Genomic DNA, 21,529 nt, shown 5'->3' with positions numbered 1-21,529 from the left:
GAACCAACCTCCATAATCTATAATTGTTCAATTAAATCATTACGTGAGAGTACCGTGAGCGGATAGATCACACGGCGCTGGGAGAGCAACAGGCTGATGGTCGAATCAAAACCCGCAATTAAGCCTTCCTCCAGACTGCGCTGAGCTTGCTCACGAATATTCTCCACCCCCGGGAAATCACGCCCAGGCTCAATATAATCGGCAAGGCATACGACTTTGTCCAGCAGACTCATGCCCACTCTACCTGAAGTATGCCACCGAATTGCATGAATAATTTCAGAATCCAACACACCGTAATCACGTTCAGCTACAAAAGCACCCACTTCCGAATGCCAAAGCTGCTTGTCATGCTGTAAAAGTTCCACATTTAATCCGTTATCACGAATGACCGCTTCCATCTCCGCGATGGGCCAATATTTAGCCACGTCATGTAAAATCGCCGCAATATCCGCTTTTTCCGGATCAGCACCGTACTTTTCTGCCAAAGCAACTGCACATTCCATAACACCTTGCGTGTGCTTCCAGCGTTTGGCGGGCATCTGTGCAGACACAGACTGTATTAACTCCTCACGGCTTAGTTCCATATAAACCGCTCCCTACAATGTATTGATGAACTGCATCAGGAATCATAAACCGAACCGAATGCCCTTTCGCAAGACGTCTGCGAATGGCCGTGGAAGAAATATCGACAAGCGGCATTTCAGCCAGCAGCACCCGATTCTGTAATGCATCCGGCAGATCATCCAGATGTAGTTGAAAGCCCGGGCGTCCAACACCGATAAAGGTCAATTTGGACGCCAGTTCTTCAATCTCTTCCCATTTGGGAAGATAGTTCACCATATCCGCCCCAATGATGAAATAAAATTCATGTTCAGGATGACGGCGCCACAATTCACGCATCGTGTCGATGGTATAGGATACGCCACCAAGTTCCATTTCAATGCCCAGAACCTCATATTGAGGAACATCTTTGACAGCCGCTTCCGTCATCTCGAGGCGCTGCTGCCCTGTTGCACCTGCTCCGGGTTTGTGAGGCGGGACATGGGAAGGCATGAACCAGATTTCATCCAGTGCATGCGAATCCCTCGCCGCTTCGGCTGCCAGCAGATGCCCCATGTGGATCGGATCAAACGTACCGCCCATGATGCCGATCTTCACCCGCGCCACTCTCCTTATCTTGGAAGTTCGATTTGTTTATTATCCCGTGATTCTTTGTACAGGATAATTGTACTGCCGATCACTTGTACAAGTTCGCTGCCTGTTTCACGGACAATCTCTGCTGCAATCTCATTTTTATCATCTAGGTTGTTGTTCAGCACCTGTACTTTCATCAGTTCGCGCTTCTCAATCGCCTCTTCAATGTGACGGAACAAGTGTTCATTCGTGCCGCCTTTACCAATTTGAAAAACAGGGGTCAGATGATGAGCCTCTGAACGCAAGAAACGCTTTTGTTTACCAGTTAACATGAATACTCCATACTCCTTATATTGAGCAGACCCCATATCCAGCGCGAAGCTGATTCAGGGATCTGACCGTTCAATTATTATTTTTAAAACTTTCCAGTACCGCATGTCTCATCGTATCTACCGGAGCCGGAATGCCAAGCCAGTGTTCGAATGCGACAGCTCCTTGATAAACAAACATGCCTAATCCGCCATGCACGATACATCCACGTAAACGAGACTCACGCAGCAAACGTGTCTCCAGCGGATTGTAGATCAGATCACTAACGGCTGCCCCTTCACGAATCCATGCAGGATTGACAGGTACGTCATCCATGTGTGGATGCATGCCTGCTGCAGTTGTGTTAATAACGATATCTGCTGAGGCAAGTATCCTTTGAGCATCTTCCATTCCATTACCGGAGATCTCTCCCAGATCATGATTTCGCAGATCCGCAGCCAGAGTGATTGCTCTATCGGCTGTACGATTCAAAATGCTGATTTGCTCGGGTTTTTCGAGTGCAAGTGCATAAATGACACCTCTTGCGGCGCCACCTGCTCCCAGAACAGCAATTCGTTTTCCTTGGATCTGCGGAACAGCTTCCTCCTTCAGAGAACGCACATATCCAGTCCCATCCGTATTGTAGCCTGTCAGCGTACCATGTTCGTTCACGATGGTATTGACTGCCCCGATCAAACGAGCACTTTCATCGATTACATCGAGATATTGCATCACTTGCTCCTTATGCGGGATCGTAACATTAACACCACGATAGCCTAGTGCAACGATTCCACGAACAGCAGCTTCGAGCTGATTAGGTTGTACATGAAGCGGCATATACATGCCGTTCACACCCGCTGCCTGCAAAGCAGCATTATGCATGGCCGGAGACTTGGAGTGAGCAATGGGATCACCCATTACACCCAGCAATACAGGAAGTGAAGAATTGAACTTGTTTTCTGCCGACATCGACTCGCCTCCGATCTGATCCGTTGTTGGAATTCGTTCTGGCATCCAAACTAGATCAGGGAAGGACGAATCTGCACCCGAATCCCTTTTGGAACATGGACAGCCACCAGGGCACCGTTATCTCCGTTAACCTTGATCCAGCCCAGACCAGAGATGAATACATCCGACTGACTACCACGTTTGATCCGGAATTCATGTCTCGTCCATTCCGGCATCTCGGCCGCGTGCTCACGCGTTGGCGGAGACAGCAACTCACCCAGGTGATCACGGTATAGGTCATCTGCTCGTTCCAGTTTTGTCCGATGAATGTCCAGGGCAGTACTGATAAAGCAAGTGAACGATTGACGATCACCTTCGATAAAATCAAACCGAGCCATACCACCGAAGAACAGAGTCTGACCGGAATTCAATTGATATACCGCAGGTTTAAGCGGTTTCTCCGGCATGATCGCAGCCAGATCCTTACGTGATACAATCTCACTGAACCGCCACGGATACACAATTCCCGGCGTATCGATAATATATTTTCCATCATCCAGCGGAATGTTCACCATATCCAGTGTTGTTCCCGGGTAACGTGACGTTGTCAGTTCCTGCTCCAGATCACTGTAATCTCGAATCAAGCGGTTAATCAGTGTTGATTTACCTACATTGGTTCCGCCGACCACATAAACATCCCGATCTTCACGGTACGTGCCCACCAGCTCAAGCAGACGGTCGAACCCTTGATTCTGCTTGGCACTGCACAGGACAACATCTACCGTTCGCAATCCTTGTTCTTTTGCTTGTTTCTGTACCCAGTTCCGAACCTTGTTCCAGTTGGTTACTTTAGGAAGCAGGTCCGTTTTGTTCACGGCAAGCAATACCGGATTATTTCCAACAAAACGTTGCAAACCAGAGATGATACTGCCATCAAAATCAAACAAATCAACGATATGAATGACGAGTGCATCCTTATCCCCGATTTTGCTGAGCAGAGCCAGGAACTCGTCCTGATCTACCGTGACAGATGATGACTCATTATAATTTTTGATACGGAAACAGCGCTGGCAGATGACCGGTTCACGATCAAGTGCTTTCTCAGGAATAAATCCCGGCAAATCCGGATTTTCCGTTTGCAGATTCACGCCACATCCACTGCATCTTACGGCAATATTGCCGTTATGCGGTTCTGTCATTTCTTCTTTTCCTCCTCAAGCCATAAGCCTTTCTTACGCAAATTCGACAGGGCAATCCGTTCTACTCTCCGATTAAAGCGGGTCATAAAGCCCTCATCTCCGACAGAGATCGGCAGCACCAGAACGGTATATAATCCTAGTCTGTTACCTCCATAAACATCGGTAAGCATTTGATCCCCCACAACAATCGTTTTCTCGGGAGCAAGCTCCATCATTTTCATTGCTCTACGAAACGGTACATTCGATGGTTTGCGTGCACTATGCACAAACTGGATATCCAGCGGAGTCGCAAACAGGGACACTCGATTCCGATTGTTATTGGACACAATCATCAGCTTGAATCCCACCTGTTTTACCCGCGCGAACCATTCAATCAATTCGGGAGTGGCATCAGGTGCTTTAGCTCCAACAAGTGTATTATCCAGATCAGTTATGATTCCACGATACCCTTGAGCGTACAGTTCTTCCAGATTAATATCAAAAACTGTGTCTACACGCAGCTTGGGTAGTAACATTTTAAACAAAGAAGTCACCTCAGTTTCATACGACACACTATATCACAAATCCGTCTTTCCTGAAAATGCAAACACCCTTTATCACTATAAAAAAAGGAAAAACGGGACGGGCAGCATTTACGCCCGTTCCGCTTTCAGTTCCTTCCGCAGCTTCAGGGCTGCCTGATAGACAACCTTCCAGTCATCGGCGGTTACCGCATCTGGACTGTAGCGGGTCTGTTCAAACTTCATCAGCAGCTCTTCCAGTGTCGCTTGAGCTGATGGTCTAAGCTTACTCCAGCGGGTTACAGACTCGCGCAGCGTTTCGTCTCCACTACGAGTCAGGCCTTGTCTTCTTGCATAACGAATCCAGCGCTCTGTCTCAGCTAGCACCTTCTGTTCAGGTGTTAATGGTTTGCCTGTACGCAGGCGCAGCAGCAAGAATCGCAGCGAAAGCCGGTTGCGCCAGAACATGTAAGCTACCCACAGTGCAATAACAGCAGCTGCAATCCAGATCACAAAGGTCGGAATCGTTGCTGTAGTCTGCTCAGGAGCCGGTGTTTGTTTTTCTTCTTGAACCGGCTCCTCCTCTGGCTGATCTTCCGGCTGATCAGCTGGCTGAACTTCTGGTGCTTCGGTGAGCAGCGGCATATCAAATCCAGGTGTTGCTTCAACCGGAATCCATCCGTACTCGCCAAAATACACTTCTGCCCACGAATGAGCATCTGCATTCGTTACGGTGTATGTCGTTTCAATCGGCGCACCAGGCTGACGAGGGGTCTGTAAGTCCGAGTTTAGAGACATTTGTCCAGGTGCGTACCCTTTAACCCATCTGGCTGGAATACCTTCGGACCGGGCCATCATCACAAGCGCAGTGGAAAAGTAATCACAGTATCCTTCACGAATATCAAACAAGAAACCTTCAACAAAATCGTTGCTCACTTTCCGGGATAAATCCGGATTGTTGGTGTAATTAAAGTTTTGTTGTAAATAGTTTTGCAGTAATGCCACTTTTTCATACGGTGTTTTTGCAGAAGCTGTAATCTCGGCAGCAAGATCCTTTACCCGTTCAGGGAAGCGGGACGGCAATTGCAAATACTTGTCCTCTGCCGGATTACTTGTATAAAGAGCCTCAGATGATTTGGTACGTAGCTCATCCTCCACGATAATCGGCACTTCGGATACAACCGTATAGTTTTTAGGATATTGTGGCTGCTGACGCGACGTTACCACATGCAACTCAGCACGCTCCGTATTCCAAAGCATACGATCCGCTCTCTCTTCACCGTTCACCGAGCTTACCTTTGATATGGAATACGCACCGAACAAGATCGGATATTTGGTGTCATTCAGCATCGTTACTTTTTGCGTGACCTGTTTCGTATTCACTTTCCCGGCCTGTTCATTCTCCAGCGTCTGACTGGCTGCCACATTTTCCATGGCCGCACGTCCAGGCTCATCCCAACCTGTCCCTGTATACTCTGAACGCGTCTCACCGCGCCAGTAGCTGCGGTCACTGGTCGTAATCGACATCACAGGCGTGTAATCAAAGTTAAATCCTCCGCCAAGCTGATTGTCTTCCCGACTGTATCCCGATTCCGTCGCTGCAGGAACATCCAACACGCCATTTCCAGATGGGTTCGCAGATGATCCGGTGTAATTTCGCCAAGCTGTGTATGGATCCGTCAAAGTTGGCGGAATTTCCGGCATGTTCACACTGGCTACAATGATTAATGAGAAGATGATAGCGATATTCGCCAGTATTTTGTAAGGATACCGAATCATTCGTTTCCAACCCTGCGGGTATTGCAGCTGATAATTACGGAAGTGCTGACATACGAGCCAGCCCATGCCTGCAAACATTACCCAAGCAATCTCAACCCACAACGGAATCTGTGTGAATGAATCCAGGATCCCCATTGAAATGATATTAACCCCCAGGAAAACCAGGATGCGACGGGTTGTGTTCACTAGACGAAGCGCAGCCTCCAACATCACCCAGGTACATAAAGAAAACCAGATATACGGAGGCATGTGCAGGATAAACTGCTCCACGCGCTCTGTTAACGTACCGTACGGGATGTACACCATATAATCGATCAATGTTTTATGCAAAATATATAATACAACGGCGGCCTTGATCACCGTTCGGTACACCACTTTGAAGGGAAGAATAACCTCCAAAATACTTACAGCTGCCAGTGTCCACAGCACCAGCGAAGTCGTCTCGGTATACCAGGATTCCTGTGTAAATGATATCCATTGCATAGCAATTAGAAATATCCAGAGCAAAGATGCCGCGTGATACCAGGACCTTTTCAATCCGAAGCTTTCATGTCCTTTGGTATTCATACCGAACCTCCCCCCATGACCGTTGGAAGCTCCTGCAGGTGAGCAACGGTGAATGATCTTGTTCCCCTGCCGCGCAGCATGGCATTCCATTCGGAGCTTCGGCGGGATTCTGCTGCATCAATCAGGATGTGACATGGAGTCATTCCGCGTGTATCCGCCCAGCGAAGCAGCTCAAGTATTTTTTCATCTTTCTGTGGAGAGATGACCACAAAATAGGCTCCTTGCGGAAACTGCCGTGCTATTTTCTCGACCCCGGGAAGCAAGCTGGCATCCTGCCCATTATCCTGAATATCCACGAGATGATGCATCATTTTCTGTCGTTCGATCAGACTTTCACTTGGAGGCATGAAGGATACTTTTTCAGCTAAGGTTAACAATCCCATGCCCATTCGTTCTCTGCTACCGTAATCCAGCAGAGAGGCTGTCGTGGAAACGGCCAGTTCAAATGCTTCTCCGTGTGGGTAGCTTCCAGCCAGCGCATCCAGAACCAGAATCGTTTTAGGCACAGACTCATGTTCGAATTCTTTAGACTTCCAGTTGCCTGTCTTTGCTGTAGCATTCCAGTGAATGCGGGAAAGTCGATCTCCATACACGTAGTCACGCACCCCATTGATCTGGGTAGTTTCCCTGCGAGAACGTGTCAATGCCGTCTGTGGCCCTGACAAACGCGACTTGCGATCGTACAACTGCCAATAAGGAATAAACACGGTGCGAGGCAATACACGAAACTCCCCCCTTGCCTGGAATGTTCCCCGATGTTCAATCAGCCCGAAAATATCCTCACTGGCACATTCCGTTTCCGAAAAAACGTACTTTCCCCGCTCCAGCGGCGGTGTCTGGAAGGACAATTCACCTGATCCCCGCATACTGGGGATCAGACTTTCCTTAAACGACCACAATTCTCCATTGTGCCGATGCAATATCTCACGAACAACAACATAAGGTAATGGAAGAAATCCGGGAATGGTCAAGCTCAGCTTAACCTGAACCTGATCTCCGGCATGAAGCAGTTCTTCATGATCCTGACCAGAAGAGAGCGTGCGCACCCCCTGAGTCCGTTTCACTCCACTGAACCCGGCAATCGCCAGATACAGGCAGATCAGTGTGACCATGGACAAGAGCATAAGGGAGGTTTTTCCTCCCTGAAATAAAACGTACGCCAGACAGCACATCCACACCACTACGATGCCCCATACGCGAGGGTGGCGCAGGCCTCGATTAACTGTAGTCAAAAGCGGTCTCATCAACTATTGCCCCATGGATACAGGTACACGAACCTGCTGTAGTACGGAATTCAAAACAGCCTCCGAGCTCATACTGTCCAGTCTGGATTCAGGACGAAGTACGATACGATGAGAAATTACATATGGAGCCATCGTTTTCACATCATCCGGCAGCACATAGTCTCGCTCTTGCAAAAAGGCAAAAGCTTTCACGGCCATCATGAAAGAAATGGCCGCTCTTGGGCTGGCACCTAACAATACAGACGGGTGAGTACGCGTGTGACGAGCCACATCGAGCAGATAATCCATCACAGGATCTCCGATAAACACCTCTTTGATCTCCTGCTGAATCGCCGAGATTTGATCCATGTGAGTGACAGATTCAAGCCGATCTACAGGCTGACCCGATTGATGTTGCTTCAGCAATGTTTTCTCAATATCTTTGTCAGGGTAACCCAGACTGATCTTTAACATAAAGCGATCAAGCTGTGCTTCTGGCAGTGTATATGTGCCCTCAAAATCAATCGGATTCTGTGTTGCGCAGAGCATGAAAGGATGTGGCAGATCATACGTGTCACCGTCTACGGTTACACTGCGCTCTTCCATAACTTCCAGCAAAGCCGATTGTGTTTTCGTCGTCGCACGGTTAATCTCATCTGCCAGCAAAATATTGGTCATGACCGGACCCGGTCGGAAATAAAAGCGCTCGTCCTTGGGATGAAAAACAGAAACTCCCGTAATATCACTCGGTAGAATATCAGGATTACATTGAATACGCCGGTATTCCCCGCGCATGGATTTCGACAGTGCTTTGATTAACTGTGTTTTGCCCGTTCCCGGTACGTCTTCAATCAGAACGTGTCCGCCTGCAAGCAAAGCTGTGAGTAAAAGTTGAATTTCAAAGGATTTCCCCATAATGCAGGATTCCAGATTCGAACGAACTGCAGATATGATTTGGATCGACTCTTTGCGCACAGGCATGTGGTCTAACCTCCTAAAAAAGCATACAGATTTCCTTTTATTGTACATGATCCGGGGTCACGAGTACACTCGAAGGAACTCACAATTTGTTTCCAGTCGTCCGGTTCACCGCATTTAACGCATGAATACGACAAAATAGGCCCCGGACAAATTTCATCCGAAGCCTTATCATATCATCATTTGAATCCTTTAAATTTTAACCTTTGGGCCGAACAACCAGTGCTGCGAGAAAAGAAAAGATAATCGCCGACGATATCCCCGCTGCCGTTAGATCGAAAATACCGGTAATTACACCGATCCATCCCTCTTTTTCCAGCTCCGTCAATGCTCCATGCACCAATGAATTGCCAAAGCTCGTGATGGGCACCGACGCACCTGCACCTGCGAACTTTACGAGAGGGTCATAGAGCCCTAATGCATCCGCTACAGCACCGGCCACTACCAGCGTACTCATCGTATGGGCAGGTGTCAGTTTCGCACCATCCATCAACAGCTGTCCGATCACACAGATCAGACCTCCAACGATAAAAGCCCAGAGAAATTGCATGTCTTTTAACCCTCCTGTTCAATTGCGACAGCATGAGCGATACATGGAATACTTTCACCCTGCTGATATGAGAGCGGAGACAGAAGCGCCCCCGTTGCGACAACAAGCACTCGCTTCAGGTCACCCTTTTGCATCCGGTTCAGAATATGCCCGTAAGTTACGGTAGCCGAACAACCGCAGCCGCTTCCCCCGGCAACAACTTGAGTCTGTTTCTCACGATCATAGATCATCAGTCCACAATCGTTGAAAACCGTCTGCTCCATCGGAATACCTTCCTTATGCAAAAGTTCCTTGGTAATTGGCAAGCCGACAGATGCCAGATCCCCTGTAACAATCAGATCATAATACCCTGGCTCCAGCCCGGTATCTCTGAAATGAGAAATAATCGTATCTGCCGCTGCCGGCGCCATCGCTGCTCCCATATTAAAGGGATCTTTGATACCGAGATCCATGATCCGTCCAATGGTCGCTTTGGTAATAATCGGGCCTTCACCCGTGCGAGAAACAACACTACAACCCGAGCCCGTAACGGTGTACTGCGCATAAGGTGGCTTCTGGGAACCATACTCCGTCGGATAACGAAATTGCTTCTCCACCGTGCAGTTATGGCTCACTGTTCCAGCGAGTACATAGTCCCCGGCACCGGAATCCACAATCATGGAAGCCAGCGCTAACGTTTCCATGGAGGTAGAGCAGGCTCCAAACACACCGAGATAAGGAACCCCGAGTTGTCTAGCAGCGAATGAACTGCTGATAATCTGGTTCATGAGATCGCCGCCGACAAAATAATGCAATTCTTCCTTGGTAAGATTGGCGTTCACCAATGCCAGTTGAGACGCTTGCTCGAGCAATTTCCGCTCTGCTTTTTCCCACGTTTTCTCACCAATCTCCAGATTGTCATAGATGTAGTCAAAATCAGAGGATAACGGTCCCTCGCCTTCATCGGGCCCTACAACGGTGGCTCTCCCGATAATTCGCGGCTGATGATCATACTCCCATGTTTGACGGCCGAGCCGTTTCATAGATGACCACCTCCGAATCCCAGAAAGGCATACACGATCCCGATAATAAACGCTGCAACAACCCCAAACACAATGACGGAGCCGGCAAGTTTAAACATATTTGCTCCAACACCGAGTACCAGTCCCTCCGCACGATGCTCCAATGCAGCGGAACACATGGAATTCGCGAACCCGGTCACCGGTACAGCTGTGCCAGCTCCCGCCCACTGCGCGATTTTGTCGTATATACCAAGACAAGTCAGAATAACCGAGATCAGAATCATAACCGCGACAGTAGGACTGGAAGCCTCTTTGGAAGTCATGTCCAACCCAGCCATGAAAGCTTCCTGAATGGCTTGTCCAATCAAACAGACGGTTCCCCCCACAAAGAACGCCTTGATACAGTTCTTTAAAATCGGGCGTGAAGGCTCATGTTTTTTGGCGACCTTTTTATATTCCTTTTCATCCATCGAGAGCGATGAGGTTTTCTTTTTTCCGGTTGCAGATTGTTCTGGCAAGCATAGGACCTCCTTTATGTGAATGTTTACAGTTACAGCTGAATGGCGTGTGTGGAGCACTTCTATACATTGTTTGTTATTATCGGGAAGGTTATGTATCCGGCGAGGAACAGCATATGTTTCCAAAGAGGACCGATGGAGAATGGTTTAGGAGATCACGCCGCTTAATCTGGTTTACATCTTATGGGTTTATAAATAAAGAAGAATGATGACGAGCAAAATAAAGAGCACAATGAACAACACCTTCTCATTACCTTCTTCAGGAGGCTTCATCTAATATCTGACTCCTTCCCCTTGTGCTTAAACGTAGTTTAACAGGGCAGTCGGACGACGGAGGAACATGGCTGCCTTCTATAATCATATTCATGGGAGCAGCCTGGGGATTGAGACAAATGCGGAGGGATGAACGGAAAATCCCGACTGACCCTGCAAAATCATGCCTTAAAAACGTAATATAAACATAGACAATCCTATGTACAACGTTCATACTATAATGTGACCAGTGGTTAATAAAGAAGTCCTTTACACGAAACAAAGGACATCAGCCCAGTAGCCGTTCTACTGTGAGCTCATATACATATCGACAGAGGAGTTGTTAACAAATGAATGAAAAAACGTTGGACATGTTCCGTACGTTAACGGAATTCCCTTCTGCCTCCGGTTTTGAACGCGAGCTGCGCGGCTGGATGAAAGAGCAAATGTCCGCCTATACGGATGAATTTGTACAGGATCGTCTGGGGAGTCTTTTTGGTGTACTGCGCGGAGAAGAATCTGGACCAAAAGTTATGGTTGCCGGACATTTTGATGAAGTAGGTTTCATGACCTCAGGTATTACAGAAGCAGGTATGGTTAAATTTCGTCCACTGGGTGGATGGTGGAGTCAGGCTGTACTATCACAGCGCCTTCAGATCATTACACCCGAGCGCCGGATTACAGGCGTTGTCGGCTCTACACCTACTCACCTTCTGGACGAATCCCAACGTAACAAACCGGTAGATCTGAATTCGATGTATCTGGATATTGGAGCCGATGACCGGGCAGAAGCAGAATCGTGGGGTATCCGTCCGGGGATGCAAATCGTACCGATCTGTGAATTCACACCGATGGCCAATCCCAAGAAAATCATGGCAAAAGCTTGGGATAACCGTTACGGTGTTGGACTAGCCCTTGAACTGATGGAAGAGCTCCACAAGGAAAAGTTGCCTAATATTCTCTATTCAGGTGCAACGGTTCAAGAGGAACTCGGTCTGCGCGGAGCACGTACAGCAGCTAATCTCATTCAACCGGACATTTTCTTCGCCCTTGATTGTAGTGCTGCCAACGATATGACGGGTGACAAACAGTCCTTTGGGCATATTGGTCAGGGTGCACTGCTCCGCATACTTGACCCTGGTATGTTCACGCATCGCGGTATCGTTGAATATGTTCAGGACACAGCTTCCTCCAATCAGATTAAAATGCAGTATTTTATCTCGCCAGGCGGTACTGATGCGGGTCAGGTTCACTTAAGCGGTATTGGTGTACCTTCCACGGTAATCGGCATCTGTGGCCGATATATCCACACCTCTTCTTCCATTATTCATACGGATGATTATGATGCAGCCAAAGAGCTGATCGTAAAACTGGTGAAAGGTCTCGATCGCACAACGATGGAAACCATTATTAATAACGCTTGATTCAGGAATATAGCAAAATTATGCGAGCTTAAAACTACAGAGATACCTTATCGAATCTTTTTCGGGGTATCTCTTTTTCTATTGATGTAAACAGATTAATTGTTCGAACATGTTGGGAGTGGAGTACATAAGATATTAAACACATCAACCAGCGGGGGACCTTTATATGGCAATGAGGAGGACTGGAAAATCAAATAAAGGTTCCAAAAAAACAAATGCTGCAAACACCCTTTTGGGTGGCAATATAAAAGGAAGAAATCTTGAGCTAATCGTGGCAGCACTTCTAGTTAGCGGGAAATTAAGAGTAGATGCGGTAACTTTGTTTCGCGAGGCTACTCTTGTTGTAGAGCTGGTTGGCCAATATAAAACACTGCAAAAAGTCACACCGTCCAACCAAGACAAACTGGTGCAATTTCTGGATGAGATTGGTGGCGACATGACACTTAACGACGTCATACGTGCTTTCCAGCAAAGAATGAATTCCTAACGCCAAAGAAATGAGGTTTAAATGATGTCTGACTTTGACGGAAATGGATTTGCTGAGCTGTTAATTGTAGTCATCTTGGTTGTTTTGTTTGTATTCGGTTCGTCTGATATTGACGCGTTGACAGATTCACCTTCACAAGGTTGAGGCTTTACCTTTGAATGATAAAATCAGAAACATACCACAACAATCAGATGATGATAAACGCCAGTTCCATGGCTAGGACTGGCGTTTATTCGTAACTTGGAAGTTTACTTACACTACAGAAATAAAGGTGAGAAAGCAAACCAGGCCAAAATCAGTGTTAGTATAACGCAGACATTTTCCACAACCGCCCCATGCTTGGTTCCGGTACTCATTAGGTTCGCCCGGATGCGCAGCTTTAACGGCGGCAAAGGCCGTATACCCCGATTGGTCAACGAATCAGCAATCAAATGCAGAGCATAAGCGGAACCTCCAGCGACCCAAATTTCTGGGCCTTGTTGCTGCGTTGTACTGTACAGTAACCCCGTCCAAACAGCTGTTCCGTACAAGGTATGCGTTAATCCCCTGTGTGTAAGTGTCGTGCACAACATAAGCAGGCTGCCTGCAATCAGATTCCACGGAGCAAAAGCATGACCATAAAAGACCAAGCCCAGTCCAATGGCAAACATCAATACTTTACGCAGTGATCGCGAAGGCAGAAACGACACAAGCCCAATGAATACAGCAAGTAGCAGATTCCACGGTTTGGCCGGAACGTAAAAATACACAAACACAGCCGCAGGCAAAAGAATCGTCTGCAACAGTCGAATCAAACTGCTCGGCAATGCTTTCGATACCAGCAATGAATTAGGCTCATCAATATCTGGCAACAACGAGCCTATTAGTGCAACGGTTACAGCCGGAGCAGTAACCTGCATTCCAAGGAGTTGCAACACTGAAAGTGAAACGCCTGTACCGATAATCAGGTGGGATCTTCCCATCATGATGCAAAAACGTCCTTTCGAGAAAATAGGGAACGTAACCGACCCCACTATGATCATACCTCGAACCAAAAATAAGAACAATAGTTCGTATTTCTCATTTCTAAAAAATATTTTTATTTTCGTGACGGTCATCACACTTATTTTAATATGAATGATCTATCGTAATTAGTGAAATAAATCACATTATGATTGAGTTAGTCGATGTATAATTCAAATATAAGCCATTAAAAATGTTGGTAAATGTACAGGTTTATCCAAGGGAGGGCTACACACATGAACGGAAATAAAGAAAAATTAGTCGTCATCGGTAATGGTATGGCCGGAATCAGCACAGTGGAACAAATTCTAAAATTAACTTCACGCTTTGATATTACGGTTTTTGGTACAGAACCTTATCCTAACTACAATCGTATTATGTTATCCTACGTACTTGAAGGTAGCAAAACGCTGGATGACATTGTCCTTAATGATCTCCACTGGTACAAGGACTATGGCATTACGCTTCACACAGGAACAACGGTTGCTCGCATTGATGCCGAGACTCGTGAAGTGATAACTGAAGACGGGCACCGTGCTCCTTATGACAAAATTATCATCGCAACGGGTTCAAATTCGTTCATCCTCCCTGTACCCGGACATGACAAGCAGGGTGTCGTTGGTTTCCGTGATATCGCCGATTGCAATATCATGCTGGAAGCTGCAAAAGAATACAAAAAGGCAGCTGTCATCGGGGGCGGACTGCTAGGCCTGGAAGCAGCCAAAGGACTGGTACAACTCGGTATGGACGTTACCGTTGTGCATCTTATGGATGATCTTATGGAACGACAGCTGGATCCTCAGGCTTCTGCCATGTTGAAAGCTGAACTGGAACGTCAGGGAATCAAGTTCAAAATGGGTGCCCAAACCTCCGAACTGCTGGGTGGTGACCGGGTTGAAGGTATACGTTTTGCCGACGAATCTGTGCTGAATGTTGATTTTGTGGTCATGGCGGTTGGTATTAAATCCAATACAGCTGTAGCTCGCGAGAGCGGCATCGAAGTCAACCGGGGCATCATCGTGGATGATTACATGCAGACTTCACTGAAAGACGTTTACTCTGTCGGAGAATGTAATGAACATCGCGGTGTGTGTTACGGGCTTGTGGCGCCACTGTTTGAACAAGGGATGATTCTTGCAAAACATATCTGCGGGGTCGAAACTGCTCCGTATGAAGGCTCGATTGTATCCACCAAATTGAAAATTTCGGGTGTAGACGTCTTCTCTACTGGTGAATTCATTGACAGCCCGGAACATACCGTGATTTCGCAAAAAGACGACTGGAAACGAACGTACAAAAAAATTCTGCTTCGTGACAACAAAATGGTAGGTGCCGTACTCTTCGGAGACATTACCGATTCTGCCGAACTGCAGAAACTAATCAAAAACCAAACGGAAATGACGGATGAATTGTACAGTTCCCTTATGGGTACGGGTTGTGGCGGTCACAAAAAAACAACTTCTGTTGAGACCATGCCTGAAGACGAAATCGTCTGTGGATGTAACGGGGTAACCAAAGGTGCGATCGTGGATGTCATTACCAATCAAGGTCTTACCACAATTGATGAAATTAAAGCCTGCACCGGTGCAACCCGCTCTTGCGGAGGATGTAAACCGGTGGTGGAACAGATTTTGCAATATGTGCTTGGAGATGGCTTCACTGCCGGGGGCAAACAGGGAATCTGCAGCTGCACATCCCTCGGACGGGATGAGATTGTTGCTGAAATCCGGGAAAAAGGCTTGCAAACAAGCAAAGAAGTGATGAATGTACTTGGCTGGAGCCAGCCTGAGGGTTGCTCGAAATGCCGTCCGGCCATCAACTACTATCTGGGCATGATCTATCCGGACACACACGAGGATGAAAAAGAATCCCGGTTTGTTAACGAACGTATGAATGCCAACATTCAAAAAGACGGAACATACACCGTTGTTCCTCGGATGTATGGCGGTGTAACGACACCAGCCGATCTGAAACGAATCGCTGACGTTTCAGTCAAATATGATATTAAAGCCGTTAAAGTTACTGGCGGTCAGCGTCTGGATCTAATCGGTGTCAAAAAAGAAGATCTGACTAAAGTATGGGCTGAACTGGATATGCCTTCAGGTTACGCCTACGCGAAGTCGCTTCGTACGGTTAAAACATGTGTCGGTTCCCAATTCTGCCGCTTCGGTACACAGGATTCCATGGCAATGGGTGAAAGAATCGAACGTAAATTCGAACGTCTGGATCTGCCAGCCAAATTCAAATATGCCGTAAACGGGTGTCCTCGGAACTGTGCAGAAGCATGCACGAAGGATATCGGGATCGTCGGTAATGACGGCGGCTGGGAAATCTTTATCGGTGGTAATGGCGGGATCAAAGCAAGACTTGCTGACTCGTTGTGCAAAGTGAAAACCGATGATGAACTAATTGAATTGTGCGGAGCCATCATGCAGTACTACCGCGAGACAGGTAATTATCTGGAACGTACTTCCGAATGGGTAGAACGTATGGGTCTGGAACATATCCGCTCGGTTGTTGTAGATAACGTTGTGGAACGTAAAGCCCTGATGGAACGGATCGAGTTTGCCCTTGAACAGGTGGAAGAACCATGGCAAAAAGCGATTCGTGATGAAGAAGGCCAGAGCAAAATGTTCCATAGCATTGAAGTTACGGCTCGCCCATAACCAAAATCAGATTATATCGGAGTCAAGTAGAGAAAAAATTGGATACAAAAGGAGTGGTTTACGATGACAACCAAACAAACAGGCACGTATTTCCCGGCTGGAGCTATAGATGAATTTCTGCCACGCATTGGCAGAGTTGTCGAGATCGAAGATCTCCAGCTTGCGGTATTCCGTGCTTCGGATGGTACCATCTTTGCTGCTGACAACCATACCCCCCACCCTAAGGGTGGGCCGCTGGCGGAAGGCATTGTCTCTGGACACTATCTCTATGATCCGCTGTACGATTGGAAAATTGATTTGACAACAGGTCAGGTGCAAGCACCAGACAACGGTCAAGTGCAGATGTATCCGGTCAAGGTGGAGAATGACCAGGTCTGGATTGCTGTATAACCTCTGCTCTACTGTAACATTGGGGATGAGATTGATGTTGATTAATGGGGGAAACCAAGATGTATACACCAAGTGTTGAAGGAATTATTGAAGCAGCCGTTAAAAAAAGAGACCAGATGAATGCAAGTTTGCCACGTTACATGGTTGCTGCCCTAATGGCAGGTGCATATGTGGGTCTGGGCATCATCCTGATCTTCAGTATCGGAGCTCCGTTGCTCGCTGCACATTCACCGCTGCAAACGATGCTGATGGGCATGTCCTTCGGCCTCGCCTTGACGCTGGTTATCTTTGCCGGGTCGGAACTGTTCACAGGCAACAACATGTTTTTTACGATGAGCACACTTGCAGGGCGAACCACAGTAAATGAAACGTTGAAAAACTGGGGACTTGTCTTTCTCGGCAACCTGATCGGTGCCATCCTGCTTAGCCTGCTGATTGTCGGAAGCGGCCTGTTCAAAACAGCTGCCCCGGAGCATCTGCTGTTCGTCGTGTCTGCCAAAAAGATGGCTGCTCCAGTGACTGAACTCTTCTTCCGCGGCATTCTCTGTAACTGGCTCGTATGTCTGGCCATCTGGATGTCTGCCCGCTCCAAAGAAGATATTGCCAAGCTGGTTCTCATCTGGTGGTGTCTGTACGCCTTTATCGCAAGCGGATACGAGCACAGTGTAGCCAATATGACACTCCTGTCCCTGGCTTGGCTGTTGCCCAACCACCCGGATACGATTTCTCTCGCTGGCTGGTTCCATAACATGATTCCAGTCACAATTGGTAACATTATCGGTGGCGCCCTGTTTGTTGGCATGGCTTACTGGTACACTTCACCGGTACGTAAAAAAGCGTAATGTCATGATCGTTCCTACATTTCTATTAGACATCGATTTCTAAAATGAAGAAATTTCACTGGAAATCGATTTAATCTTTATCTCACGGCCACGGGGATGCTGAATCTGATTCAGCACTCCGTGGCTTTTTGATCTTCCTTTTACAAATTTACAAATGGTGTATACATCCTTAATCTCCGGTTAACATAACAGCAGTATAGTCGGTGTATTGACCACCCAAACAAGCAAAGGATGATCACTTCTATGGGAATCCATACGTACTTCCGATCGCTGAACGATCTCGAACGCATCATTCGCACCCCGGGCAAATTCAAGTTTGAAGAACACTGTGTTTCGGCCCACTCCTGGAAAGTCGTGCAGTATGCTAAAACCCTCGCCGATATCGAGGAACAGCAAGGTGTAAGCATTGACTGGAAAAAGTTGTATGAGATCACCAGCAGCCATGACTATGGCGAAATTTTCATTGGTGATATCAAAACACCGGTCAAACATTACTCATTGGAGCTCCGTTCCATGCTGCAGCAGGTGGAAGAAGGCATGGTATCCCATTTTATTAATGAAAATATCCCGCCAGAGTTCCAAGACATCTTCCGCAGACAACTGCGCGAAGGTAAAGACAACTCCGTTGAAGGGCTTATCCTTGAAGTAGCTGATAAAATGGACCAAGTGTATGAAGCATTTGCAGAGCTACAACGCGGCAATACGGAAAAAGAATTCATTATCATGTACCGCTACGCATTGATCAAGATCAAAAATATTGACCTCCACTGTGTTCGTTATTTCCTCAATCACATTCTGCCTGACATCATTGAAGAAGGTAACCGTTCCCCGTTTGATATCCGCAAAATTACGGAAGAAGCATTATCCCAATAATCAGCTCAGCCCATCCGGATTGTCTTGATCCATGGACAGAGCTTTTTTTTGTACCAGCCACTGTTGCCGATACTCGCTCGGATACAGGCCCGTTTTGTTTTTGAAAATCCTGCTAAAATAATGTGAATCCGCATACCCTACCGCTCCGCCAATGGTCTTGATATCCATATGCTCATACGCTGCAAGCAGACGTTTTGCCTCGTTTAGTCTCAGACCCGTCAGGTATTTCAATGGTGTCTCCCCTGTTACCTTTTTAAAACATTTCCCCAGATAGTCTAAGCTGAAATGCATCTGTGCTGCCATATCCTGCAATGTAATCTCATGCATGTAGTTTTGTTTGAGATAAAGTTTAACCGACGCTGCAATATCTTCCGTTTTCACCTGATCCTCTAGCACGACACTTACATGTGACAGTGAATCCACAGCGCTTCCCAGCTTCAGCTCCATCGCAACCAGCAGCGCACGAAGCTGTTCTTCCGACAACGGCTTGAGCAGATAATCTTCTACCTTATAATGGATCGCCTGCCGTGCATATTCGAATTCATGATACCCGCTAAGGATAACAATTTTAACATGCGGGTAAGCAAAATAAAGATATTTCGCTAGTTCAAGCCCGTTCATCACGGGCATCTGAATGTCGGTAATGACCAGATCAGGTACACTCTGTTCGATAAGTTGCAACGCCTCCTGACCATTTCTCGCCTCCCCGATGACTTCAAACCTTGTATTCAGCTCTTTGAACTTTCGTGACACATTACGACGAATTAAAGCCTCATCCTCTACAATTATGGTTCTGTATTTCATCATCATATTCATACGTTCGACCCTACTCCTTTCGAATGGAACCTCTTATACGAATGCTGACACCGCCGGTAGATTTATTTTCGATACACATCCTGGCTGCCGGACCATACCATAACTTCAAGCGAGCCCAGATATTTTTGAGTCCCATCCCGTTAATCTCAAGCTGAGGCATTTGATCCCATTCCTGAGATTCGTCGATATAATGCACAAGTTGTGCGAGCGTTTCAGGCTCCATGCCGGGGCCATTATCTTCAACGTGAATCCGCCAGGTCTCCTGATCGATATGCAATTCACCTGTGATATGCAGTTTCCATGGCAGTGTATCACTCAAACCGTATTTCATCGTATTCTCGAGCAAAGGCTGGATGATCAACATCGGAACCCGGATATTTTTCATCTCATCAGGGATCGAGAACTCGTAGTGCAAATCATCCTCAAAGCGAATTTTCATACATTCAAGATACCGTTCACAATACTCAAGTTCGTGAGATAACGGGACGCCGTTTTTGCCAGAAGTAGAGATATAACGAAGCATAGAAGCGATATGATCGCAGAACACCACGATCTGTTTATTCATGCCCTCCTCCGCCATGATGCTTATATTGGTAATGTTGTTGTATAGAAAATGCGGGTTCATCTGTGACTGCAATGCCAGCAACCTCGCCTCTGTTTCCCGGGATTTGATGGCCATCTGGTCCTGAAAAGACTGCACAAGCTGCTGATTCAACCGGATGAAGGTATCATTCAGCTCCGCCATCTCACGAATGGAGGCAGGATGTTCCAGCTTGAATAACAACTGACCAGCCTCCTGACCTGACATCAGGTCGTTTTCACCTGTTTTCTGGATAATGCGCTGCAACCGATGAAGCGGCAGAGTAACCCTTTTCGAGATCAGATACGAAAACATCAAAATAATCAACAGGGTAGCTAGCGTAGCACCTGCAAAGATCAATGCCATCCGGTTCAGATTGGCGAAAAGGGACTGCTTGGACTGCATGACAACAACAGTCCATCCGGTTTCCTGCGATGTCATATACGTCATCATCTGCCTTGACCCCGTAGGCGAATGGGTGACTTCCTGCATCGTTTCAGGCGGAGATGTACGATGTTGAATCAGTTTCATATCTTCCGAATAGCCAGCTGAAGCTGAAGAGGAATCAGCATCTAACGTGGCTGAAGGAAGCGGGTACAACAAGGTATCCTGCTCATCCAGCACATAAACTCGAAGTTCCTTATTACCTGCTTGCAGTTCGCGCAAATACTGGAATAGGTCTTCGGCAAGCTGCAAAATTTCAACGACACCCTGACTGACGTAATTGCCATCCTTGTAAACCCGTGTAAGCGAGATATAAGGTTGATCCGTTCTCCCTTCCCCGGTGGGCATGGGCAATGCACCACCTTGTAGCAGACGAATGACACGCCAGCCGCTCCGTTCCCAGGTTTCCTTATACCAGGGGCGCTGCTTCAGATCTACCGGAAGCTGTCCGTTGAATACTCCCGCCCCCAGCATCTTTCCATTCACATCGTAAATGTTAGCCTGTTTGGCCGTATTGGAGCTGCTAATAATCGCCATAATGACATCAATTAGTGTAGTTGTGTCCTTATACAGCGAGGGGTCACTTGTCATCGTTCGTTCAACCCCCTCTGCCGGGGCCAAGTAATGACTGAAATGCTCCTTGACCAGATTGGAATATACGATGTTCATGGAAAAATTGTTCATTTTCACAACTTCCTGATCCAGATGACTAACAATGGACAACCCCAATTGTTTTTGCTGCTCTTCACTTCGATGACGAATATCACTGGTGAGATACACATATAACAGTCCAGCCACAATAAGGGAAAACGTAATAAATACCGCTGAATAATACGCAAACAAACTCTGCTGTAATGTTCTGAATCGATACCGCAATTCCATACCCCCCTTCTTCATTATCAACATCTGCGTATCTGCGATGACTTCGAAAATGTCCACCTCGAAGAACGCTTTTGTCTATTGAGCCTACTCGTTATTCAAAGTAAAGTTATCCACATAAGAATACGCTTACATAAAGCGTTTCGGCAAGTGCATAAATGATTGAAT

22 protein-coding genes are annotated in these 21,529 nt (G+C 47.1%); 7 read left to right on the top strand and 15 right to left on the bottom strand.

What is annotated here, in order from left to right:
* Window positions 1–17 precede the first annotated feature (17 nt).
* The 12 genes from yqeK to spoVAC all read right to left on the bottom strand — a co-directional run bounded on the left by yqeK (window position 18) and on the right by spoVAC (window position 10,658).
* The gene (yqeK, locus tag ACUTVW_RS10935; RefSeq protein WP_445645816.1) at window positions 18–584 is read right to left on the bottom strand and encodes a bis(5'-nucleosyl)-tetraphosphatase (symmetrical) YqeK; all 567 of its coding nucleotides are present in this window, start codon (window positions 582–584) and stop codon (window positions 18–20) included.
* Entirely contained in the window at window positions 568–1,158 is a 591-nt protein-coding gene (locus tag ACUTVW_RS10930; protein WP_445645815.1) for a nicotinate-nucleotide adenylyltransferase, read from the bottom strand. Before ACUTVW_RS10930 ends, yqeK begins: the two co-directional genes overlap by 17 nt.
* A gap of 14 nt (window positions 1,159–1,172) precedes the next feature.
* A complete protein-coding gene (yhbY, locus tag ACUTVW_RS10925) occupies window positions 1,173–1,466 on the bottom strand; it encodes a ribosome assembly RNA-binding protein YhbY (RefSeq protein WP_445645814.1) in 294 nt (97 codons plus the stop codon).
* Between the two features lie 70 nt (window positions 1,467–1,536).
* Window positions 1,537–2,412, bottom strand: a complete 876-nt coding sequence (gene aroE, locus ACUTVW_RS10920) for a shikimate dehydrogenase (RefSeq protein WP_445645813.1) — start codon at window positions 2,410–2,412, stop codon at window positions 1,537–1,539.
* Window positions 2,413–2,462: 50 nt separating this feature from the next.
* A complete protein-coding gene (gene yqeH / locus ACUTVW_RS10915; RefSeq protein WP_445645812.1) occupies window positions 2,463–3,590 on the bottom strand; it encodes a ribosome biogenesis GTPase YqeH in 1,128 nt (375 codons plus the stop codon).
* Complete coding sequence (locus tag ACUTVW_RS10910; RefSeq protein ID WP_445645811.1) at window positions 3,587–4,114, bottom strand: YqeG family HAD IIIA-type phosphatase; 528 nt, start codon at window positions 4,112–4,114, stop codon at window positions 3,587–3,589. Before ACUTVW_RS10910 ends, yqeH begins: the two co-directional genes overlap by 4 nt.
* 108 nt (window positions 4,115–4,222) lie before the next feature.
* Entirely contained in the window at window positions 4,223–6,436 is a 2,214-nt protein-coding gene (locus tag ACUTVW_RS10905) for a transglutaminase TgpA family protein (RefSeq protein ID WP_445645810.1), read from the bottom strand.
* Complete coding sequence (locus tag ACUTVW_RS10900) at window positions 6,433–7,680, bottom strand: DUF58 domain-containing protein (RefSeq protein WP_445645809.1); 1,248 nt, start codon at window positions 7,678–7,680, stop codon at window positions 6,433–6,435. The genes ACUTVW_RS10905 and ACUTVW_RS10900 overlap by 4 nt, the downstream gene beginning before the upstream one ends.
* A 3-nt stretch (window positions 7,681–7,683) precedes the next feature.
* Window positions 7,684–8,640: an AAA family ATPase gene (locus ACUTVW_RS10895; RefSeq protein ID WP_445645808.1), complete on the bottom strand. Its 957-nt coding sequence runs from the start codon at window positions 8,638–8,640 to the stop codon at window positions 7,684–7,686.
* 196 nt (window positions 8,641–8,836) lie between these two features.
* On the bottom strand, window positions 8,837–9,187 hold the full coding sequence (gene spoVAE, locus ACUTVW_RS10890) for a stage V sporulation protein AE (RefSeq protein WP_434750039.1): 351 nt from the start codon (window positions 9,185–9,187) through the stop codon (window positions 8,837–8,839).
* 5 nt (window positions 9,188–9,192) lie between these two features.
* Window positions 9,193–10,209: a stage V sporulation protein AD gene (gene spoVAD / locus ACUTVW_RS10885; RefSeq protein ID WP_445645807.1), complete on the bottom strand. Its 1,017-nt coding sequence runs from the start codon at window positions 10,207–10,209 to the stop codon at window positions 9,193–9,195.
* A complete protein-coding gene (gene spoVAC, locus ACUTVW_RS10880) occupies window positions 10,206–10,658 on the bottom strand; it encodes a stage V sporulation protein AC (protein WP_445645880.1) in 453 nt (150 codons plus the stop codon). Before spoVAC ends, spoVAD begins: the two co-directional genes overlap by 4 nt.
* 650 nt (window positions 10,659–11,308) lie before the next feature.
* Between spoVAC and ACUTVW_RS10875 the strand changes: the two genes are divergently transcribed.
* The 3 genes from ACUTVW_RS10875 (at window position 11,309) to ACUTVW_RS10865 (ending at window position 13,013) form a co-directional block, all read left to right on the top strand.
* On the top strand, window positions 11,309–12,382 hold the full coding sequence (locus ACUTVW_RS10875) for a M42 family metallopeptidase (RefSeq protein ID WP_445645806.1): 1,074 nt from the start codon (window positions 11,309–11,311) through the stop codon (window positions 12,380–12,382).
* 166 nt (window positions 12,383–12,548) lie between these two features.
* Window positions 12,549–12,869 (top strand): hypothetical protein, encoded by a 321-nt coding sequence (locus ACUTVW_RS10870; protein ID WP_445645805.1) that lies wholly within the window; start codon window positions 12,549–12,551, stop codon window positions 12,867–12,869.
* 21 nt (window positions 12,870–12,890) lie between these two features.
* Complete coding sequence (locus tag ACUTVW_RS10865) at window positions 12,891–13,013, top strand: hypothetical protein (RefSeq protein ID WP_445645804.1); 123 nt, start codon at window positions 12,891–12,893, stop codon at window positions 13,011–13,013.
* A 113-nt stretch (window positions 13,014–13,126) separates the two neighbouring features.
* On the opposite strand, the gene ACUTVW_RS10860 is transcribed toward ACUTVW_RS10865, so the two are convergent.
* Window positions 13,127–13,834, bottom strand: a complete 708-nt coding sequence (locus tag ACUTVW_RS10860; protein WP_445645803.1) for a metal-dependent hydrolase — start codon at window positions 13,832–13,834, stop codon at window positions 13,127–13,129.
* A gap of 273 nt (window positions 13,835–14,107) precedes the next feature.
* On the opposite strand from ACUTVW_RS10860, the gene nirB reads away from it, so the two are divergent.
* The 4 genes from nirB (at window position 14,108) to ACUTVW_RS10840 (ending at window position 18,642) form a co-directional block, all read left to right on the top strand.
* Window positions 14,108–16,537, top strand: coding sequence for a nitrite reductase large subunit NirB (nirB, locus tag ACUTVW_RS10855; RefSeq protein WP_445645802.1), 2,430 nt, complete (start codon window positions 14,108–14,110; stop codon window positions 16,535–16,537).
* 63 nt (window positions 16,538–16,600) lie between these two features.
* Entirely contained in the window at window positions 16,601–16,927 is a 327-nt protein-coding gene (gene nirD, locus ACUTVW_RS10850) for a nitrite reductase small subunit NirD (protein ID WP_445645801.1), read from the top strand.
* A gap of 59 nt (window positions 16,928–16,986) precedes the next feature.
* Entirely contained in the window at window positions 16,987–17,769 is a 783-nt protein-coding gene (locus ACUTVW_RS10845; RefSeq protein WP_445645800.1) for a formate/nitrite transporter family protein, read from the top strand.
* A 243-nt stretch (window positions 17,770–18,012) separates the two neighbouring features.
* Complete coding sequence (locus tag ACUTVW_RS10840; RefSeq protein WP_445645799.1) at window positions 18,013–18,642, top strand: YfbR-like 5'-deoxynucleotidase; 630 nt, start codon at window positions 18,013–18,015, stop codon at window positions 18,640–18,642.
* Here ACUTVW_RS10840 and ACUTVW_RS10835 read toward each other — a convergent pair whose 3' ends face one another.
* Window positions 18,643–19,458 (bottom strand): response regulator transcription factor, encoded by an 816-nt coding sequence (locus ACUTVW_RS10835; protein ID WP_445645798.1) that lies wholly within the window; start codon window positions 19,456–19,458, stop codon window positions 18,643–18,645.
* Between the two features lie 10 nt (window positions 19,459–19,468).
* Window positions 19,469–21,358 carry a cache domain-containing sensor histidine kinase gene (locus ACUTVW_RS10830; RefSeq protein ID WP_445645797.1) on the bottom strand — a complete coding sequence of 630 codons (1,890 nt, stop codon included), beginning with the start codon at window positions 21,356–21,358 and terminating at the stop codon, window positions 19,469–19,471.
* Window positions 21,359–21,529 lie beyond the last annotated feature (171 nt).

The organism is Paenibacillus sp. TSA_86.1, assembly GCF_052691815.1.
This window is presented reverse-complemented; position numbering and strand designations above follow the sequence as displayed.

Excerpts from the sequence above, each read along its gene's own strand:
- yqeK (WP_445645816.1), bottom strand. The coding sequence starts at position 584 with ATGGAACTAAGCCGTGAGGAGTTAATACAGTCTGTGTCTGCACAGATG.
- spoVAD (WP_445645807.1), bottom strand. The coding sequence starts at position 10,209 with ATGAAACGGCTCGGCCGTCAAACATGGGAGTATGATCATCAGCCGCGA.
- ACUTVW_RS10845 (WP_445645800.1), top strand. The coding sequence starts at position 16,987 with ATGTATACACCAAGTGTTGAAGGAATTATTGAAGCAGCCGTTAAAAAA.
- ACUTVW_RS10860 (WP_445645803.1), bottom strand. The coding sequence starts at position 13,834 with ATGATGGGAAGATCCCACCTGATTATCGGTACAGGCGTTTCACTTTCA.
- ACUTVW_RS10900 (WP_445645809.1), bottom strand. The coding sequence starts at position 7,680 with ATGAGACCGCTTTTGACTACAGTTAATCGAGGCCTGCGCCACCCTCGC.
- ACUTVW_RS10905 (WP_445645810.1), bottom strand. The coding sequence starts at position 6,436 with ATGAATACCAAAGGACATGAAAGCTTCGGATTGAAAAGGTCCTGGTAT.
- yhbY (WP_445645814.1), bottom strand. The coding sequence starts at position 1,466 with ATGTTAACTGGTAAACAAAAGCGTTTCTTGCGTTCAGAGGCTCATCAT.
- spoVAC (WP_445645880.1), bottom strand. The coding sequence starts at position 10,658 with ATGGATGAAAAGGAATATAAAAAGGTCGCCAAAAAACATGAGCCTTCA.
- ACUTVW_RS10865 (WP_445645804.1), top strand. The coding sequence starts at position 12,891 with ATGATGTCTGACTTTGACGGAAATGGATTTGCTGAGCTGTTAATTGTA.
- ACUTVW_RS10875 (WP_445645806.1), top strand. The coding sequence starts at position 11,309 with ATGAATGAAAAAACGTTGGACATGTTCCGTACGTTAACGGAATTCCCT.
- ACUTVW_RS10870 (WP_445645805.1), top strand. The coding sequence starts at position 12,549 with ATGGCAATGAGGAGGACTGGAAAATCAAATAAAGGTTCCAAAAAAACA.
- ACUTVW_RS10895 (WP_445645808.1), bottom strand. The coding sequence starts at position 8,640 with ATGCCTGTGCGCAAAGAGTCGATCCAAATCATATCTGCAGTTCGTTCG.
- yqeH (WP_445645812.1), bottom strand. The coding sequence starts at position 3,590 with ATGACAGAACCGCATAACGGCAATATTGCCGTAAGATGCAGTGGATGT.
- nirB (WP_445645802.1), top strand. The coding sequence starts at position 14,108 with ATGAACGGAAATAAAGAAAAATTAGTCGTCATCGGTAATGGTATGGCC.
- ACUTVW_RS10835 (WP_445645798.1), bottom strand. The coding sequence starts at position 19,458 with ATGAATATGATGATGAAATACAGAACCATAATTGTAGAGGATGAGGCT.
- ACUTVW_RS10840 (WP_445645799.1), top strand. The coding sequence starts at position 18,013 with ATGGGAATCCATACGTACTTCCGATCGCTGAACGATCTCGAACGCATC.
- spoVAE (WP_434750039.1), bottom strand. The coding sequence starts at position 9,187 with ATGCAATTTCTCTGGGCTTTTATCGTTGGAGGTCTGATCTGTGTGATC.
- nirD (WP_445645801.1), top strand. The coding sequence starts at position 16,601 with ATGACAACCAAACAAACAGGCACGTATTTCCCGGCTGGAGCTATAGAT.
- aroE (WP_445645813.1), bottom strand. The coding sequence starts at position 2,412 with ATGTCGGCAGAAAACAAGTTCAATTCTTCACTTCCTGTATTGCTGGGT.